Annotated in this window: 16 protein-coding genes and 1 riboswitch; of the genes, 9 read left to right on the top strand and 7 right to left on the bottom strand. The window is 61.0% G+C overall.

Translation table 11 applies throughout. The features are described from left to right. Positions 1 to 166: 166 nt before the first annotated feature. From D8779_RS07445 to D8779_RS07430, 4 genes are read left to right on the top strand one after another with little or no spacing between them, the layout of a single operon-like run. Positions 167 to 934, top strand: coding sequence for a DeoR/GlpR family DNA-binding transcription regulator (locus D8779_RS07445; RefSeq protein ID WP_136663784.1), 768 nt, complete (start codon positions 167 to 169; stop codon positions 932 to 934). Positions 935 to 949: 15 nt separating this feature from the next. After that, positions 950 to 2,797 (top strand): glutamine--fructose-6-phosphate transaminase (isomerizing), encoded by a 1,848-nt coding sequence (glmS, locus tag D8779_RS07440; RefSeq protein WP_136663783.1) that lies wholly within the window; start codon positions 950 to 952, stop codon positions 2,795 to 2,797. 22 nt (positions 2,798 to 2,819) lie between these two features. Beyond that, entirely contained in the window at positions 2,820 to 3,050 is a 231-nt protein-coding gene (locus tag D8779_RS07435; RefSeq protein WP_136663782.1) for a hypothetical protein, read from the top strand. Positions 3,051 to 3,059: 9 nt separating this feature from the next. Continuing rightward, positions 3,060 to 3,821, top strand: coding sequence for a YoaK family protein (locus tag D8779_RS07430; protein WP_136663781.1), 762 nt, complete (start codon positions 3,060 to 3,062; stop codon positions 3,819 to 3,821). 16 nt (positions 3,822 to 3,837) lie between these two features. Here the strand turns inward: D8779_RS07430 and cobM are convergent, their stop codons facing one another. Next, the gene (gene cobM / locus D8779_RS07425; RefSeq protein WP_136663780.1) at positions 3,838 to 4,593 is read right to left on the bottom strand and encodes a precorrin-4 C(11)-methyltransferase; all 756 of its coding nucleotides are present in this window, start codon (positions 4,591 to 4,593) and stop codon (positions 3,838 to 3,840) included. Continuing rightward, a complete protein-coding gene (locus D8779_RS07420) occupies positions 4,590 to 5,111 on the bottom strand; it encodes a cobalamin biosynthesis protein (RefSeq protein ID WP_338109859.1) in 522 nt (173 codons plus the stop codon). The genes cobM and D8779_RS07420 overlap by 4 nt, the downstream gene beginning before the upstream one ends. A gap of 157 nt (positions 5,112 to 5,268) precedes the next feature. Continuing rightward, positions 5,269 to 5,492, top strand: a riboswitch (cobalamin riboswitch). 100 nt (positions 5,493 to 5,592) lie between these two features. Here D8779_RS07420 and cobW point away from each other — a divergent pair. The 5 genes from cobW (at position 5,593) to cobF (ending at position 13,157) form a co-directional block, all read left to right on the top strand. Next, entirely contained in the window at positions 5,593 to 6,645 is a 1,053-nt protein-coding gene (gene cobW / locus D8779_RS07415) for a cobalamin biosynthesis protein CobW (RefSeq protein ID WP_136663779.1), read from the top strand. 81 nt (positions 6,646 to 6,726) lie between these two features. Further along, positions 6,727 to 10,461, top strand: a complete 3,735-nt coding sequence (gene cobN, locus D8779_RS07410; RefSeq protein WP_136663778.1) for a cobaltochelatase subunit CobN — start codon at positions 6,727 to 6,729, stop codon at positions 10,459 to 10,461. Positions 10,462 to 10,552: 91 nt separating this feature from the next. Then, a complete protein-coding gene (locus D8779_RS07405; protein ID WP_136663777.1) occupies positions 10,553 to 11,569 on the top strand; it encodes a magnesium chelatase ATPase subunit I in 1,017 nt (338 codons plus the stop codon). A 236-nt stretch (positions 11,570 to 11,805) separates the two neighbouring features. Beyond that, the gene (locus tag D8779_RS07395) at positions 11,806 to 12,402 is read left to right on the top strand and encodes a vWA domain-containing protein (protein ID WP_136663776.1); all 597 of its coding nucleotides are present in this window, start codon (positions 11,806 to 11,808) and stop codon (positions 12,400 to 12,402) included. After that, a complete protein-coding gene (gene cobF, locus D8779_RS07390; RefSeq protein WP_136663775.1) occupies positions 12,399 to 13,157 on the top strand; it encodes a precorrin-6A synthase (deacetylating) in 759 nt (252 codons plus the stop codon). The genes D8779_RS07395 and cobF overlap by 4 nt, the downstream gene beginning before the upstream one ends. Positions 13,158 to 13,193: 36 nt before the next feature. On the opposite strand, the gene D8779_RS07385 is transcribed toward cobF, so the two are convergent. From D8779_RS07385 to cobJ, 5 genes are all read right to left on the bottom strand, one after another. Continuing rightward, positions 13,194 to 13,637, bottom strand: coding sequence for a DUF2846 domain-containing protein (locus tag D8779_RS07385; protein WP_136663774.1), 444 nt, complete (start codon positions 13,635 to 13,637; stop codon positions 13,194 to 13,196). A gap of 191 nt (positions 13,638 to 13,828) precedes the next feature. Beyond that, positions 13,829 to 14,149, bottom strand: coding sequence for a 2OG-Fe(II) oxygenase (locus D8779_RS07380; RefSeq protein WP_136663773.1), 321 nt, complete (start codon positions 14,147 to 14,149; stop codon positions 13,829 to 13,831). A gap of 184 nt (positions 14,150 to 14,333) precedes the next feature. Beyond that, on the bottom strand, positions 14,334 to 14,816 hold the full coding sequence (locus D8779_RS07375) for a YegJ family protein (RefSeq protein ID WP_167492540.1): 483 nt from the start codon (positions 14,814 to 14,816) through the stop codon (positions 14,334 to 14,336). Positions 14,817 to 14,830: 14 nt separating this feature from the next. Beyond that, entirely contained in the window at positions 14,831 to 15,703 is an 873-nt protein-coding gene (locus D8779_RS07370; protein ID WP_167492539.1) for a tetratricopeptide repeat protein, read from the bottom strand. A 160-nt stretch (positions 15,704 to 15,863) separates the two neighbouring features. Next, positions 15,864 to 17,525, bottom strand: a complete 1,662-nt coding sequence (gene cobJ, locus D8779_RS07365; protein WP_136663770.1) for a precorrin-3B C(17)-methyltransferase — start codon at positions 17,523 to 17,525, stop codon at positions 15,864 to 15,866. Between the last annotated feature and the right edge of the window lie 85 nt (positions 17,526 to 17,610).

Below are 17,610 nucleotides of genomic sequence, written 5' to 3'. Positions count from 1 at the left end.
TAGCGGCGTAACCCATCGCTCATGCAGCATGGGTATCGCTACGCTCAACCCATCCTACGATCTGATTCTCAAGGCGGCTTTTGCTGCCTTTTGTCGTTTTCCTGCTTGACGTAAAAGCTTCATTAGGTTTTGATTCGCGCAATTATCTTTCGAATCGAAACTTAGCATGTCGAAACGCAACACTCCGCAACGTCGCCACACCATTCTTGCCCTGCTCGCTGAGCAAGGTGAAGTGAGTGTGGATGAGTTGTCGAAAGCCTTCGCCACCTCTGAAGTGACCATTCGCAAGGATCTCGCCGCCCTGGAAAAGAGTGGCCTGCTGCTGCGTCGTTACGGCGGCGCCGTGACGATGCCGCAAGAGTTGATCAGTGACGTTCAACCCATCTCGCAATACAAGCAAGCCATCGCCCGTGCCGGTGTGGCGCGCATTCGTGAGCACGCACGGATCATCATCGACAGTGGCACCACCACGGCGGCGATGATTCCGCAGCTCGGCCATAAGCCCGGTCTGGTGGTGATGACCAACTCGCTGAACGTGGCCCGTGCCATCAGCGAGCTGGAACATGAACCGGTGTTGCTGATGACCGGCGGCACCTGGGACCCGCATTCGGAGTCTTTCCAGGGCCAGGTCGCCGAACAGGTGCTGCGCTCTTACGATTTCGATCAGCTGTTTATCGGTGCAGATGGCATCGACCTCAATCGTGGCACCACCACTTTCAATGAGTTGCTGGGTTTGAGCCGGGTAATGGCGGACGTAGCCCGCGAAGTGGTGGTGATGGTCGAGAGCGACAAGATCGGCCGCAAGATTCCCAATCTGGAGCTGCCCTGGAGCGGCATCCATACCCTGATAACCGACGAGCGCCTCGCTGATGAGGCTCGTGAACAATTGACCGCCCGCGGGATCAAGCTGATCTGCGCGGCAATAGACGTTTAAGTTAAGGAGAAGACTATGTGTGGCATCGTGGGCGCAGTCGCCGAACGTAATATTACCGCCGTGTTGGTTGAAGGCCTCAAGCGCCTGGAATACCGCGGTTATGACAGCGCCGGTGTGGCGTTGCTGAATGATCAGGGCGGCCTGCAACGCAGTCGTCGGGTGGGCAAGGTCAGCGAGCTGGAAGCGGCATTGAGCCAGGAGCCGCTGGCTGGCCGCCTGGGCATAGCCCACACCCGCTGGGCCACCCACGGCGCGCCAAGCGAGCGCAATGCCCACCCGCACTTCTCTGGTAAAGAGCCCGGTAGCGAGCTGGCGGTGGTGCATAACGGCATCATCGAAAACCACGAAGCACTGCGTGCTCAGCTGAAAGAGCAGGGTTATGTATTCAGCTCGGATACTGATACCGAGGTGATCGTGCACCTGCTCGACCACACCCTCAAATCCCAGCCTGATTTGACTGCCGCTCTGAAGTTGGCGGTTAAGCAACTGCACGGCGCTTACGGTTTGGCAGTGATCAGTGCCAAGCAGCCTGACCGTCTTATCGCTGCGCGCAGCGGCAGCCCGCTGGTGATTGGTCTGGGTTTGGGTGAAAACTTCCTGGCATCCGACCAGCTTGCTCTAAGGCAAGTCACTGACCGTTTCATGTATCTGGAAGAAGGCGACATCGCCGAAATCCAGCGCGACAGCGTGCAGATTTGGGACGCTGTGGGCCAGCCTGTGGTGCGCGAAAGCGTGCAGTACCACGAAGGCGCCGAAGCCGCCGACAAGGGCGAGTATCGTCACTTTATGCTCAAGGAAATTTTCGAGCAGCCTAAGGTGGTGCAGCGCACCCTAGAAGGCCGTCTGGGTTCTGATCACGTACTGGTGCAAGCGTTCGGCCCACAAGCCGCCGAGCTGTTTGGCAAAGTGCGCAACGTGCAGATCGTCGCCTGTGGCACCAGTTATCACGCCGGCATGGTCGCTCGTTACTGGCTGGAAGAGCTAGCCGGGATTCCCTGCCAGATCGAAGTGGCCAGCGAGTTCCGCTATCGCAAGGTGGTGGTGCAGCCCGACACTCTGTTTGTCAGCATCTCCCAGTCCGGCGAAACCGCCGACACTCTGGCCGCGCTGCGTAATGGTAAAGAGCTGGGCTACTTGGCCAGCCTGGCGATCTGTAACGTTGGCATCAGCTCCTTGGTGCGTGAATCGGATCTGTGCCTGCTGACTTTGGCCGGTCCAGAAATCGGCGTGGCTTCGACTAAAGCCTTCACCACCCAACTGGTGGCATTGATGTTGCTGACCCTGTCCCTCGGTCAGGTACGCGGCACCCTGGATAAAGCCCTGGAAGCCGAATTAGTCGATGAGCTGCGTCGCCTGCCGACCCGTCTGGGCGAGGCTTTGGCCATGCACGATGTGGTGGAGAAGGTTTCCGAGTTGTTTGCCGAGAAGCACCACAGCCTGTTCCTCGGTCGGGGCGCGCAGTACCCGGTGGCGATGGAAGGCGCGCTCAAGCTCAAGGAAATCTCCTATATCCACGCCGAAGCCTACCCAGCCGGTGAACTCAAGCACGGTCCGCTGGCCTTGGTCGACGCCGATATGCCGGTGGTCACCGTGGCGCCAAACAACGAGCTGCTGGAAAAACTCAAATCCAACCTGCAGGAAGTGCGCGCCCGTGGCGGTGAGCTGGTGGTGTTTGCCGACGAGCAAGCCGGCATGAGCAACGGTGAAGGCACCCACGTGGTGAATATGCCGCACATCCACGACGCTCTCGCGCCAATTCTCTACACCATCCCGCTGCAGCTGTTGTCGTACTACGTGGCCGTGCTCAAAGGCACCGACGTTGACCAGCCGCGCAACTTGGCCAAGAGCGTCACGGTCGAGTAACAGTGCTCAAGAGGGAAGAGGTGTGAAACGCGAAGACATAAGGGCCAAACATGCAGCCGGGGTGTTGTTCGATACGCATGTGATCGTCAATCCGGCTAACACCCAAGAGTGGATTGTGCTGTTGAAGAAAGACGCGGGCACCAGCTTTTTTCTGGTTGATCAGCAGGAGCAGGTGGAATCCTTTGCCGACCTCAACAGCCTGATCGAAGAGCTGCGGCTACTCGGTATTAAAGGTGCAGAGATCCATCTTTGAGGATCATTTATGCCCATTGGGTATGCGAGGCGTCTGATTGGCCGTGAGCGCAGTGCAGCGGCTAATCGACATTTAGGTTTCGCCCTGGCGTTTGTTGCCGGTGCGATTAATGCTGGTGGCTTCTTGGCCGTGCAGCAATACACCTCGCATATGACCGGCATTGTTTCGGCCATGGCCGACAACATCGCGCTGGGTGCCCACGAGCTGGTGTGGGGTGGTCTCGGCGCGGTGCTGTCGTTTCTGCTTGGCGCGGCGTGTTCGACGGTGATGGTCAATTACTCACGGCGGCGGCAGCTGCACAGTGAGTATGCCTTGCCGTTATTGCTCGAAGCCGTCTTGCTGTTGTGCTTTGGCTTTCTCGGCGCGGCGTTGGCGCAGATTACTGGCCTGTTTGTGCCGCTGACGGTGATCCTGCTGTGCTTCATCATGGGCTTGCAGAATGCGCTGATCACCAAGCTCTCCAACGCCGAAATTCGCACCACCCATATCACCGGGATCATTACTGATATCGGTATCGAGTTGGGTAAATTATTTTATTGGAATCGCACCCACAACCCTGAGATCGCCCGGGTGATGGCAGACCGCCAACGGCTGTGGGTACTTAGCTTGCTGGCTGTGTATTTCTTCCTGGGAGGCGTTGTCGGCGCCCTGGGCTTTAACTATCTGGGCTACATCGCGACTGTGCCGCTGGCCTTGTTTTTGGTGCTATTGGCCAGCGTTCCAGCGGTGGATGATCTGCTGTTGCTCATGCGGCGTTTGTTGCGCCGCTGAAATAGCCGACAAGCTCTTAGGCGTCGGACGACCTGAACAGATGCCGATGTTCGGCGTTATACAGCGCCGAGTCGGCGAACTGTTCGGCATGCAGCACGCGGCCGACGAGTATCAGTGCGGTACGGCGAAAGCCCTTGGCGCGCACCTGTTCCTCGATGGTGGCGAGTGTGCCGCTGACCCAATCCTGATCCGGCCAGCTGGCGCGATGCACCACAGCAATCGGGCAGTCCGCGCCGTAGTGCGGCAGCAGTTCGGCCACTATCTTGCTCAGATGCACCACTCCGAGGTGGATGGCCATGGTCGCGCCGTGGCGCGCCAGATCACTCAGCTGCTCGCCCGCCGGCATCTCCGACTTGCTCGCATAGCGGGTGAGAATCAACGTCTGTGACACCTCGGGCAGGGTCAGCTCGCTTTCCAGCAATGCAGCGCAGGCGGCAGTGGCGGTGACCCCGGGAATGATCTGAAAAGGAATCTCCAGCCGACGCAGGTGGCGGATCTGCTCACCAATCGCGCCATACAGCGACGGGTCGCCGGAATGCACGCGGGCAACGTCCTGACCTTTGCTGTGCGCCTGGGCAATCAGCTCGATGATCTCATCCAGGTGCAGTTCGGCGGTGTTAACCACCTGCTCGGCACTGTGGCCTTCCAGCACCGCTGCCGGCACCAGTGAACCGGCGTAGAGAATCACCGGGCAGCTGCGCAGCAGGCGCTGGCCCTTGACGGTGATCAGCTCAGGGTCGCCGGGGCCGGCGCCGATAAAGTAAACAGTCATGACAGCTCCTTGGCTGCAATCAACGCCAGGGCGCAGGTGGCGCTGGCATTCCGGGTTTTGCCGCCGAGCAGGCTGGCAGGTTGGCCGCCCAGGCGTTCGGCCAGCGCCAGGGCGCAAGGTTCGGCGACGGCCGGGCTGCCGGTGACGGACAGGGTAAGCGCGCAAGCTTCAACGAGGTTTTGATAGAGCAGCAGCTCTTCAGGGCTGAAGTAGATCAGCTGCAGGCCGAGGTGTTCGGCCAATGCCAGTAACCCAAGCTCATCGCGTTTGTGCGCGATGCTCGCCAGCGCCACGAGGTTATCCAGCGTCAGGCCCTGCGCCTGTAGGCTGTCGAGCAACAGTGTGGATAAGTCTTCGAGGCAGCAACCACGTCGACAGCCCAGCCCGGCGACCACTTGAATGGCGGGCGCGAGGCGGTTATAGACAGGGCTGGGCATCATCAACAGCGCTCGGGTTGTGCGGCGGCGTAGCTCACCATGCGGGCCATCAGCGGTCAACCGTGATTGACCGACCGCCATGCTCTGCGTAGCCTTGCTGCGTTCGAGGTTCTTCGTGGGAAGAGCCTGTTCACAATCTAGCGAGCTAGAGCCATGCAAGGCGGAAAGAAGCGAGGAAGCGGAGTTTACTGTTGTAAATGAGCATTCCGAGCCTCTTTCCAACGCCGCAGGGCTGACGCGCAGCAGATTTTGGATAGGTTCTTAGCCGGAGCTAAGAGGGAACAAGGTTGATGCCTTGGCTGCCCCCGCAACTGTAAACGACTCGTTCCCTTGTGTTGTTCTGCCGCTCAAGCGCTGCAGCACAACAGCCACTGCGTCAACGCGGGAAGGCGAAGGGATAGCCGGCGACTCTACGCCAGCCCGGTCGTGAGCCAGGAGACCTGCCTCGTCACGTTTTCGACAACCGGGCGGGGTGATCCGGTGGTGTTGGCTGACGCCCTGTGGCTGTCATGTCTGTGCCGCCTCCTGCTCGTCTTTCTTTCGACGCTATGCAGGACTCGCCATGAAAACCCTCGGCAAACTTCCCGTCACCATCGTTACCGGCTTTCTCGGCGCCGGTAAAACCACCTTGCTCCGCCATATGCTTGGCCACGCTGACGGGCGGCGCATTGCGGTGATCGTCAATGAATTCGGCGAGCTGGGCATCGACGGCGAAATCCTCAAGCAGTGCTCCATCGGTTGCAGCGAAGAAGAGGCCAATGGGCGGATCTTCGAACTGGCCAACGGCTGCCTGTGTTGCACAGTGCAGGAAGAATTCTTTCCGGTGATGCGCGAACTGGTGGCGCGCCGTGGCGAGCTGGACCACATCCTCATTGAGACCTCCGGCCTGGCTCTGCCCAAGCCTCTGGTGCAGGCTTTCAACTGGCCGGAAATCCGCAACGCCTGCACCGTCGATGCGGTGATCACTGTGGTCGACAGCCCAGCCGTGGCCGCCGGCACCTTCGCCGCCTTCCCTGATCAGGTCGACCAGCAGCGCAAGCTCGACCCGAATCTGGACCACGAATCGCCGCTGCACGAGCTGTTCGCCGACCAACTGGCCAGCGCCGACCTGGTGATCCTCAATAAAGCCGACTTGCTCGACGCTGCGGCGCTGGCTGCAGTGCGTGCCGAAGTGGCCGAGGAACTGCCACCTGCGGTGAAAATCATCGAAGCCCATGGCGGCGAACTGCCGCTGGATGTGTTGCTGGGCCTGAACTGCGAAACCGAACTGCACATCGATGCGCGTAAAACCCACCATGACCTGGAAGGCCATGAAGACCACGATCATGACGAATTCGACTCGTTCCAGGTGGAACTACCGCAAGCCGAGGAAGCACGCTTACTGAGCGCCTTGAAGGATGCAGTGGCCAAGCACGGCATTCTGCGTATCAAGGGTTTCGCGGCGATTCCCGGCAAGCCGATGCGCCTGTTGCTGCAAGGCGTTGGTCAGCGTTTCGACAAACACTTCGACCGCGCCTGGCAGGCCGATGAGGCGCGGGTCAGCCGCTTGATCGTGATCGGTCAGCAGCTTGATCAGGCGACAATTGAAGCCGAGCTACAAGCGGCATTGGCCTGAGCAGAGTGTGGGAGGGGGCTTTAGCCGCGACTAGGCCTGACAGGGGTCGCGGCTAAAGCCCCTCCTACAAGAAGAGTAATCATGCACCTAATCCGCACCCAGCCCGGCAGCCAAGTGCCGGTCGACAGCATCGCTGATCTCGGCCAGACCCCGGCTGAGCTGGTGATTCTCTGCACCGGCGATTCGCAGCTGTCGCTGTTGGCGGAGGTGGCGCGGCAGTTACCCGAGGATTACCCCAGCCTGCGTCTGGCCAGCCCGGCGCAGCTGAGCAATCACGCCTCGGTGGATCTCTATGTCGAGCAGGTGCTACAGCATGCCAAGGTCATCCTGATTGCCGTGCACGGCGGCGTCAGTTACTGGCGCTACGGTATTGAGCGTTTGGTTGAGTTGGCCGAGCGCGGTGCGCGGGTGATCATGGTGCCCGGCTGCGACAACCCCGACCCTGAGCTGATGGGCCTGAGCACTGTGCCGCTGGTTGATGCCGAGCGGCTCTGGCAGTTCCTCCGGCAGGGCGGTGCGCATAATGCCTTGCAGCTGTTCAACTGCATCGCCAGCCAGTGGCTACAGCGCGACTATGCCTGGGGCGAACCGCAGCCGTTGCCGCGCGTGGGCCTGTATCACCCACAGCAGGTCGGCGCGGTTTTGGCCGACTGGCAGGCCAATTGGCAACCCGCTGCGCCGGTGGTGGCGCTGCTGTTTTATCGCACCCAGGTGCAGGCGGCGAACACCGGCTTTATTGATGTGTTCTGCCAACGCTTGCAGGCTCAGGGCCTCAATCCGCTGCCGATTGCCGTGGCCAGCCTCAAAGAAGCCGCCTGTTTGGCTCAGGTCGAAACCTGGCTGGACGACACCCACACGGCGCTGATCATCAACACCACCGCGTTCGCTTTATCTAATCCAGAAGCGCCGAGTGCGCGGCCTTTCCGCCGCGATATCCCGGTGCTGCAAGTCATCTGCGCGCTGGATAACCATGCGCAGTGGCAAGCCAGCGCTCAAGGTTTGGGTTCCCGCGACTTGGCCATGCACGTTGTGCTGCCGGAGTTGGATGGCCGGTTGATTACCCAGCCCATCAGCTTTAAAGGTATGGCCTGGCACAGCGAGCGCAGCCAGAGCGATGTGGTGTGTTACCAGCCGCATCTGCCGGGGATGGATTTCGTCGCTGAGCTGGCGCGCAACTGGATCGCCTTGGCTGACAAGGCCAACGTCGATAAGCGCATTGCCTTGGTGCTGGCCAACTACCCGACTCGCGACGGCCGTATCGGCAATGGTGTTGGCCTGGACACCCCGGCGGCGGCGCTGAATATTCTTCGCGCGCTCGAACAGCAGGGCTATCCGGTTGAAGGCTTGCCTGCCAGCGGTACGGCGCTGATCCACCAGTTGCTCGGTGGCGTGACCAATGATCTGGATAACCTCGACCTACGGCCCTGTGCGCAGAGCCTGGCACTGGACGATTACCTGGCGTTCTTCCACAGCCTGCCGCAAACCAACCAGCAAGCGGTGCGTGAACGCTGGGGCGAGCCGCAGCAGGACCCGATGTTCCGTGGCGGGCGCTTGATGATCGCCGGTCTGCGCTTCGGCCTGACTTTTGTCGGCATCCAGCCGGCGCGCGGCTATCAGCTGGATGCGGCGGCGGTGTACCACGACCCCGATTTGGTGCCACCGCACGGTTACCTGGCGTTCTACTGCTGGCTGCGCAAAACCTTTGCTGCCGATGCCGTGATCCACGTCGGCAAGCACGGCAATCTGGAGTGGCTGCCGGGCAAGAGCGTCGGTTTATCCGAGCAGTGCTGGCCGAGCGCAATTCTTGGCCCGCTGCCGAATATCTACCCCTTTATCGTCAACGATCCGGGCGAGGGTGCGCAGGCCAAGCGGCGTACTCAGGCGGTGATTATCGACCACCTGATGCCGCCGCTGACCCGCGCCGAAAGCTACGGCCCGCTGCGCGATCTGGAGCGCCTGGCCGACGAGTATTACGAGGCCAGCCAGCTCGACCTGCGCCGCGCCGCCGAGCTGCGTGGGGAGATTCTGCTCAAGGTGCGCGAGGCCAGCTTGGATCGCGAACTGGGCCTGCAACTCAACGAAGACCCCAACAGTTGGCTGCCGCAGCTCGACGCTTATCTGTGTGATTTGAAGGAATCACAGATTCGCGACGGCCTGCATGTCTTCGGCGAGTCGCCCGTCGGCACGCTGCGCCGCGACACCTTGCTGGCGCTGCTACGCATTCCCCGTGGCGATGGCCAGGGCGGCAATGCCAGTCTGTTGCGCGCCTTGGCCAGCGACCTGCAATTGGCCTTCGATCCGCTCGACTGCGATATGGCCGCGCCCTGGCAGGGACTGCGCCCGCCGGTGCTGGCAGAGCTGAGCGATGAAGCTTGGCGCAGTACCGGCGATACCCGCGAGCGTTTGGAGTTGCTGGCTTTACAGCTGATCGATACAGCGGATTACCAAGCCGTGGGTGCGCAAAGTCGCCAGGTGCTGCAACGCTTGCATGAGCAAATCGCGCCACTGCTGGATGCCTGCGGCGATGCCGAGATGCACGGTTTGTTATCGGCGCTGGATGGGCGCTTTGTCCCGGCTGGGCCGAGTGGCGCGCCGAGTCGCGGGCGCCTGGATGTGCTGCCCACCGGGCGTAACTTCTACAGCGTGGATGTGCGCAACTTACCGACGCCGACCGCCTGGCGCATCGGCGTGCAGGCAGCGGATCGTCTGCTCGAACGGCATCTGCAGGACCACGGCGACCATCTGCGCCAGCTCGGCCTGTCGATGTGGGGTACGGCGACTATGCGTACCGGCGGCGATGATATGGCCCAGGCCCTCGCGCTGATGGGCGTGCGCCCGGTATGGCAGGCGGGCAGCCAGCGCGTCGAGCGTTTCGAGGTGCTGCCGCTGGCGCAACTCGGCCGCCCACGGGTGGACGTGACCCTGCGTGTTTCCGGTTTCTTTCGTGATGCCTTCAGCAACCTGATTCGCCTGTTTGACGACGCGGTGCAGGCGGTGGTCGATCTCGATGAGCCGGAGGACATGAACCCGCTGTCGGCAAGGGTTTGGCGTGAATCCCTGACCCTGCAAGACAGCGGCCTGGACGAAGCCGAGGCACGCAAGCAAGCCGGTTGGCGCGTGTTCGGCAGCAAGCCGGGGGCTTATGGAGCGGGCGTGCAAAACGCCATCGAAGAACGCCTGTGGCAAACCCGCGAAGACCTGGCCGAGGTCTACCTCAACTGGGGCGGCTATGCCTACGGCGCGCACAGCGAAGGCACCCCCGCGCGCGCGCAGTTCGCCGAGCGTCTGGAGCAGATGCAGGCGGTGCTGCACAACCAGGACAACCGCGAACACGACATTCTCGATTCCAACGACTACTACCAGTTTCAGGGCGGCATGCTCGCGGCGGTGGAAACCCTGCGCGGGGCCAAAGTGGCCAGTTACCACGGCGACAATAGCCAGCCGGATACACCGCGTATCCGCACCTTGAAGGAAGAACTCAACCGCGTGGTGCGTGCCCGTGCGGCCAATCCCAAGTGGATCGACGGCATGAAGCGCCACGGTTACAAAGGCGCGTTTGAGTTGGCGGCGACCATCGACTATTTATTCGCTTTCGACGCCACAAGCGAACTGGTTGACGACCACCAATATGCGCTGCTCACCGATGCTTATCTGCTCGATAAAAGTACCCGCGACTTTATCCAACAACACAACCCCGGTGCCCTGCAGGACATCCTCGAACGCCTGCTCGAAGCCCAGCAACGCGGCCTCTGGCAGGAACCCGGTGAGTACCGCGAAACCCTGGAAAACCTGCTGATTGATAGCGAGGAGTCGTAGGGTGGATGGCGCTTTATCCATCCACCAAAACACCGCCATGGTGGACGAGAAAAGCGTCGTCCACCCTACGCAAACTTGATGGACTGCAACCATGACTGAACATCACTTTCCCCTCGCCGCCGTGGTTGGCGCTGACGACCTCAAGTTGGCGCTGTGCTTGGCGGCGATTGATCCGGCGATAGGCGGCGTGCTGATCGAAGGCCCGCGCGGCATGGCCAAATCGACCCTGGCCCGTGGCCTGGCCGATCTGCTGGCCAGCGGCACCTTTGTCACCTTGCCGTTGGGGGCGAGTGAGGAGCGCATTGTCGGCACGCTCGACCTGGATGCCGCGCTGGGCGAGGGCCGCGCGCAGTTTTCCCCCGGTCTGCTAGCCAAGGCCAATGGCGGCGTGTTGTACGTGGATGAGGTCAACTTGCTGCCCGATCATCTGGTCGATCTGCTGCTAGATGCCGCCGCCAGCGGGGTCAACCATATCGAGCGCGATGGCATCTCCCATCGGCATGCCGCGCGCTTTGTGCTGATTGGCACCATGAACGGCGAAGAGGGCGAACTGCGCCCGCAACTGCTCGACCGCTTCGGCCTTAATCTGGCCCTGGACGCCCAGCCGCAACCGGCGCAGCGCGCCGAAATTGTTCGCCGCCGGCTGGCCTTTGATGCCGATCCGCAGGCATTTCTGCAGCGTTGGCAGGTGCAGCAAAACGAGCTACGCGGCCGTTGCCAACGTGCCCGCGAGCGCCTCGCGACGATTCCGCTAGATGACGCCGCCCTGGAGCAAATCAGCCAGCGCTGCTTTGCTGCTGCGGTCGATGGTTTGCGTGCTGATCTGGTCTGGCTGCGCGCCGCCCGGGCGCATGCCGCTTGGCGTGGCGTCGAGCAGATTGCGTCCGAGGATATTGATGCGGTGGCAGAGTTCGTACTGCGCCACCGTCGCCGGCAGAGTCCACCACCAGCCGCACAACCTCCGCAGCCTCAGTCACAACCGGACAACAGCGCGCCCAGCGAACAGCCACAAGCGCCGCAAGGCGAGGGCCAGTGGGGCGAATTACCTGCCCAAGTGCAAAGCCTCGGCGTCCGGCGTGAACCGCCCCGCTGGACAAAAAAGCCCTAGGCATCCGCCCGCGCACAGCCCCAGGCGCGGATGCCAGGGCCGCTCCCGGCAAATTCGGCAATGGTCGTAACGGTGCCAATCGCAGTGGTGCGACGGGCCGTATCGACTGGCCGGCGAGCTTGCTTAAGGCCGCTTTTAAATACGTAGGCGAGGAAGTCAGCGCAAGGCAAAAGCAGGCGAAAAAGCGGAGTTTACGAGCTGTAAATGAGCATTTTGAGCCTGTTTTTAACGCTGCGATGACAACGCAGGTAGTTTTTAGAGGTGGCCTTAAAGGTTGCCCGCGCAATCGTCTGGATCTCGTGTTGCGTCCGCGCAGCGCCAAGCCGGCTGAACTTTGGCTGGTAATTGTCGATGCCTCGGCCTCGACTCGCCGCCATGGCGCGCTGAGCAAAGCCAAGGGTTTGCTCAGTGAAGTGTTCGAGCAGGCTCGCCGGCAACGTGCGCGCTTGGCTTTGCTGCACGCCACTGGCCGCCAGGCGCAGTGGTTGTGGCAAGGGCAGAAAGCCTCCGCAGCCTTGCAACAATGGCTCGCCGAATTGGGCGCAGGCGGCGGCACACCGTTGTTTGATGCGCTGCAACAAGCGGCCGACTGGCAGGCGCGGCGTCAGCGCTTACACCCGGGCGAAACTCAGCGGTTGTTGATCATCACCGACGGCCGTCTGCGCGACTGGCCGGCGTTAGCGCCAAGCGCCTGCCCGGCGCTGCTGGTGGATATCGAAAGCGCCCCGATCCGCCTCGGCCGCGCCCGACAACTGGCGGCGGAGTTAGGCGCAGACTACCGACATATTGATTCGCTGCCGGTACTGGCCGGCAGCCTGGAGACAACCCCATGAAAACCCTTCTGATAATCGGCATCGGTGCCGGCGACCCGGACTACCTGACCGTGCAGGCGATCAACGCGCTGAACCGCACGGACGTGTTCTTCCTGATGGACAAAGGCAGCGCCAAGGACAGCCTGATCGGCCTGCGCAAGACCATCTGCGAGCGCTTTATTAACGGCCGCGACTATCGTTTTGCCAGCGCCGAGTGCCCGGAGCGGGTGCGCGATGTGCCCGACTATCACGGCAGCGTGGTTGATCTCAATCAGGACAAGCAGCAGGTGTTCGAAGGCATGATCCGCGAGCAGATGAGCGACGGTGAAACCGGGGCTTTTCTGGTCTGGGGCGACCCGGCGCTGTACGACAGCACCCTGCGCATCGTCGAGCAGATTGTGGCCAACAGCAGCGAGCAGATCGAGTACGAAGTCATCCCCGGCATCACCAGCCTGCAAGCTCTGGCAGCCAAGCATAAGGTCTGCTTTAACAGCATCGGTCAGGCCTTCCAGATCACCCCGGCACGGCGTCTGGCCGAAGGCGGCTTTCCCGAGGGCGTGGACAGCGTGCTGGTGATGCTCGACGCCCAGGACACCTACCAGCGTTTTGTCGGCCAGCCCATGCACATCTACTGGGGCGCTTATATCGGCACCCCGGACGAAGTGCTAATCGCCGGCCCGCTTAGTGAAGTCGCCGACACCATCCGCACCTGTCGTGCAGAGCTGCGCGAGCAGCATGGGTGGATTATGGACAGCTACCTGCTGAGGAAAGTGTGAGGGTTCCCACCTAGATGGGAACCATCGAACGTTCAATTACTTTGCCAGTTCACACTTCTGCAGGTGCTTTTGCGCGGTTTCTTCCGGGACAACGTCCAATTTGGCGCCACCGACGAATACGCCCATTTTGATGGACTGACGTACGTAGTAGTTCTGCCCGGCGACGGCTAGCAGGTTGATGGCGTTATCGCTGAACTCTGACTCGGTGGCGAGGACGTGGTTACCCGGGCTGATATGGCGGTAGAAGTAAGTGCGGTTGGCTGTTTCGCCAATCACTTCGCCATCGATCTTGACGGTTTTTTTCAGCCCTTGGCCGGCGAAGCTGTCGCGGTAGATATACAGGCCAGCTTGGTCGGCTGGTGGTGCGGGGAAAGACTTCAGTGCAGCATCTGCCGAAGGGGTGTCCATCGGTACGGACGCGCAACCGGAAAGAACGGCGATACCGAGTGCGGCAATAAACAACTTGAAGCGGTTTTGCATGAGGAAATCCTTTTCAGGGCAGTGTGTATAGGGTTTGACAGCACGGCCTAGCGGCCGGTGCGGCGCGATTATGTCAGATTGACATCATTGTTAGCGATGGCCCTTTTTGCCCGCGAATCGTCCGTTGCTCTGATGGGTATCCCACGCTCAACCCATCCTACGTTCTGTCAGGCCGATGCAATGTTGGGGAGTTAGCCTTGGGCAGTAGAACCCCAAGGTGCATGCAGCGCGATACTCAGCAATACACGTTTGCCACGCATGATGGTCGATACGCTGTGATCGTATAGATCAGGACGAAACAGGATAATGCGGTTAAAAATGGAGAAAATCACACGATCTGTTTCGAAAACTCCACCTTCTTCAGGCTTGATCAACACAACATTGAGTTTGTAGTAGCTGCCGTTTCCCATCGGGTCATTGTGGCGCATCACACGATGGCCTTCGGGATAGGTGACCAGATTGATAGTCAAACGCCGTAGATGGAGCAAGCTGCGGTTGATGACGTGGCCCATGGAGCAGTCTCCTAAAGGATCATTGAGTGGCATTAGATACATTTCTGAATGACCGCTCAATAATCTTATGCTAGGCCTATCCGTACATCATTGGTCCAGACGGATAGCTGGTAACCCGCATAAACCTGTGGATTGACCATAGTTCGTAGGATGGGTCGGGCCGCGCAGGCTTCGGCTTTTGTGGTTATTGGCAGTCAAAACCGTGTTGGCTGCGGTAGTACTCCACCTGTTCGGGTGGCATCTCTTTAAACAGCGCGCAGATGGTGAAGCTTCCAACCTGGCGGCCGTTTTTCAGGTAGCCCCAGTCGGTGATCTGTTCGCGGGTAAAGCGCAGTTGTTGGCCCCAGACGACACTTTTGACGATGCGCGGCTCGTTGGCCACGGTGCCGATAAAACCCTGCTCAAGCGCGTGGAAGGGCGTGACCCAGAAGGTTTCTATGCCGTTGCTGTCTTCGGCCATGACCTGAACCTTGTAGTCATGGGTATTGGCGGGCGGTTTTGCGGCCAGTGCCAGGAACTCGGTCAGGCCTGCCTGTGCCTGGCGCACGGCCGCTGAGACGGCCGGGTTCTGCCGGTCAGAGGAGACCACTTCATTGGTGTCGCGCGCGGTGGCGTGAAATGCAGTCAGGCCCAGAGCGAGCAAAGGAAAAATAACAAAGGGGCGCATGCTGATTCCTTTCGTTAGTAGCTTGCCTGCTGTTCTGTGGCTTCCAGTTCTAAGTCCGGGCATTGAGCTGTTTCGTCGATCATTTGCCGCTTGCCCCAATTTTCCAGGCGGGTGTACCAAGGTAAACCGCTGTCATCCAGTCGCTCCTTGGCCTCTTCACTGCCGTTGCTGGCGGCCAGTTCCAGCCACAGTCGCTGTTGGTCGCGATTGACGGCTACGCCCGTGCCGGTGCTGTAGGCCTCGCTGAGGCTGAATTGCGCGGCGGCATGGTTGCTTTGCGCGGCTTTGCAGATCCAGTAAAGCGCTTTGCTGTCGTCGCTGCTGAAGTGCATGGCGCGCTCATCGCCGCTGGCGGCAAACTCCACGCCGCTATTACGGCTCCAGTACAGCTCCCCCAGCAGGTATTGGCTTTGTATATCGCCTTGGTCGGCCGCTTGTTCAAACCAGTGCATGGCCTGGTAGCGCTCATCCTGATCACCGGGGTTGTCCAGATAGTCGATGCCCAGTTCAACTTGAGCCAGCACCAAGCCTTGTTCGGCGGCCTGATTTAGCCAGCGTTTGCGCTCGGAGTCGTCACCCGGCAGGAGTTTGTCGCGGTACAGCATGGCAATTTCAAATGCCGCGCGGGTAACCCCTTGCTCGGCGGCTTTGGCGTACCAGCGCTCACTCTCGGCGTAGCGTTGCTGGGTGTAAAACTGGTAGCCCATGTTGAACTGGGCGCAGGCATCGCCGGCATGCGCCCGCTGCGCATGGTCCAGGATGTTGGCTTCGTCTGATTGATCAAGCGTCACCGGGCATTGCTTGATCGCCGCCTGACTGGTGAGTGTGCAGAGCAACAGAAGAGCGCTGGCGAACAGTGTGGCGGTAAGCCGGAGGGTGCGTAGCATGCCAATCATCCTTGATGAGGTAACCCGAGCCTGATGCGTCCGGGGCTGATAAACAGTGACGGTCACCTTAGTGACTCATCGTTAAACAAGACAAGTTATGCCTGCCCAGGCTGTCGATTAATCGTCTTTTTGCAGGACTGCCGAATGCAGTGATGCCGGCCTATATCTGCGGATAACTGCGCGGGGTATACACCCACTCGCCACCCTCGGCTCGTGGGAAGCGGCAGGTTTGGCTAGAGCCGATGATTACCAGGGTGCGCATGTCGACCATCTCCGATGTCAGTTCACCCAAGGTGAGGGTGTGCAGGGTTTCGCCGGGGCGGCCGATGTCGCGGCCGAGCACCACCAAGGTTTCCGGGGTGCGTTGTTGGCGGATGATCTCCAGCGCAGAGCCGAGCTGCCAGGGGCGGGCTTTGGATATGGGGTTGTAGAAGGCCATTACCAGGTCAGCGGCGGCGGCGTGCTCAAGACGCTTTTCGATAATCGCCCAGGGCTTGAGGTTGTCTGACAGGGAGATCAGACAGAAGTCATGGCCCAGTGGTGCGCCAGCCTTGGCGGCGGTGGCAAGCGCAGCGGAAACGCCGGGGAAGACCTGCAGATCAACGCGCTGCCACTCGGCATCGGTCGACTCGTGCAAGGCTTCCAATACAGCGGCGGCCATGGCGAATACGCCGGGGTCGCCGGACGACACCACCACCACCCGCCGACCGCTGGCGGCTAGCTCGAAGGCATGGCGGGCGCGCTGCATTTCTTCGCGGTTATCGGTGCAGTGGCGCACCTGCTCCGGGCGCAGCGGGCCGGCCATGTTGATATAGGTTTCGTAGCCGAGCAGGTCTTGCGCCTCGTCCAGCGCCTGGCGTGCGGCGGGCACCATAAATTCGGCGGCACCGGGGCCGAGGCCGATCACGGTCAGACGGCCACGCGGGCGGCCGAGTTGGCTGGTATCGATGGGCGTAGCGGCCAGCAGCAGGCGCAGGTTGGCGTGCTGGCTGTGCAGCGGCGGCAGTTGGCTGACGTCGTCGATAAAGCGCAGCGGTAGCTTGAGCTGCGCGGCGGCGGCGTGCAGCTCGGTGTTGGCCATCAGCGCGGGGACGGCGAGCAGGCAGGCCAGGCTTTGCGCGGCCAGGTTGCTGGTCTGTAGCGCCTGTTGCAGTTCGCTGACTAATGCAGGGCTGGCCTGTTCGACCCACACGGCCACTTGTTGTGGGTGAATCAGCAGCTCATCCGGATTGGTTGCGCGTGTGTGTGGGCTGATGTGGATGACCCGCGCGGCGCTGTTATCCACTGGCAGTTTGGCCTGGGCCAGCCAGGGCGCGTCGCCTTCAATCCGCACGGTTTGACCGCCGAGCAAGTCGCTGACAAAGCCTTTGCCCTGCTCAAGATCGGCCAGTACATAGCCGGCGGGCGGCTCTAGCAGGCAGGTGCCGAAACGCAGTTCACCGCTGGTGGTGATCGCCGCGTTGACTTCAAGGTGCGCGGCAACTTCGCGCGCCATACGGTTAACGCCACCCAGACCACCGAGCAGCGGCACCACGGCGCTGCCGTCTTCGGCTACGGCCAGCACCGGCGGCTCGCAGTCTTTCTCCCCCAGCACGGAGGCCAGGCTACGGATGACGATGCCGACGGCGCACAGGGCGATGATCGGTGTACCGGCGCGGTACAACGCGCGCAGGGTGTTGCCGAAGTTGTCATACAGCTGCTCAACGCCTGCCACTCGACCGCTCAGGCCGTAGATCTGCGCCTGTGGATAAAGCGCCTGGATGCGCCGCGCGCAGGGCAGTGCAGAGGAACCGAGAATGATAATGGCGGGAGCGCTGGTCATAAGGTGTTCCATCTGTTTGTGGGAGGGGCTTTAGCCGCGAGCTACATAAGGCATATCGCGGCTAAAGCCCCTCCCACGGGTTGTG

It is taken from the genome of Pseudomonas leptonychotis, assembly GCF_004920405.1.
Lineage (GTDB): Bacteria > Pseudomonadota > Gammaproteobacteria > Pseudomonadales > Pseudomonadaceae > Aquipseudomonas > Aquipseudomonas leptonychotis.
The sequence above is the reverse complement of the archived record's forward strand: the minus strand, read 5'-3'. Positions and strand labels throughout refer to the sequence as shown.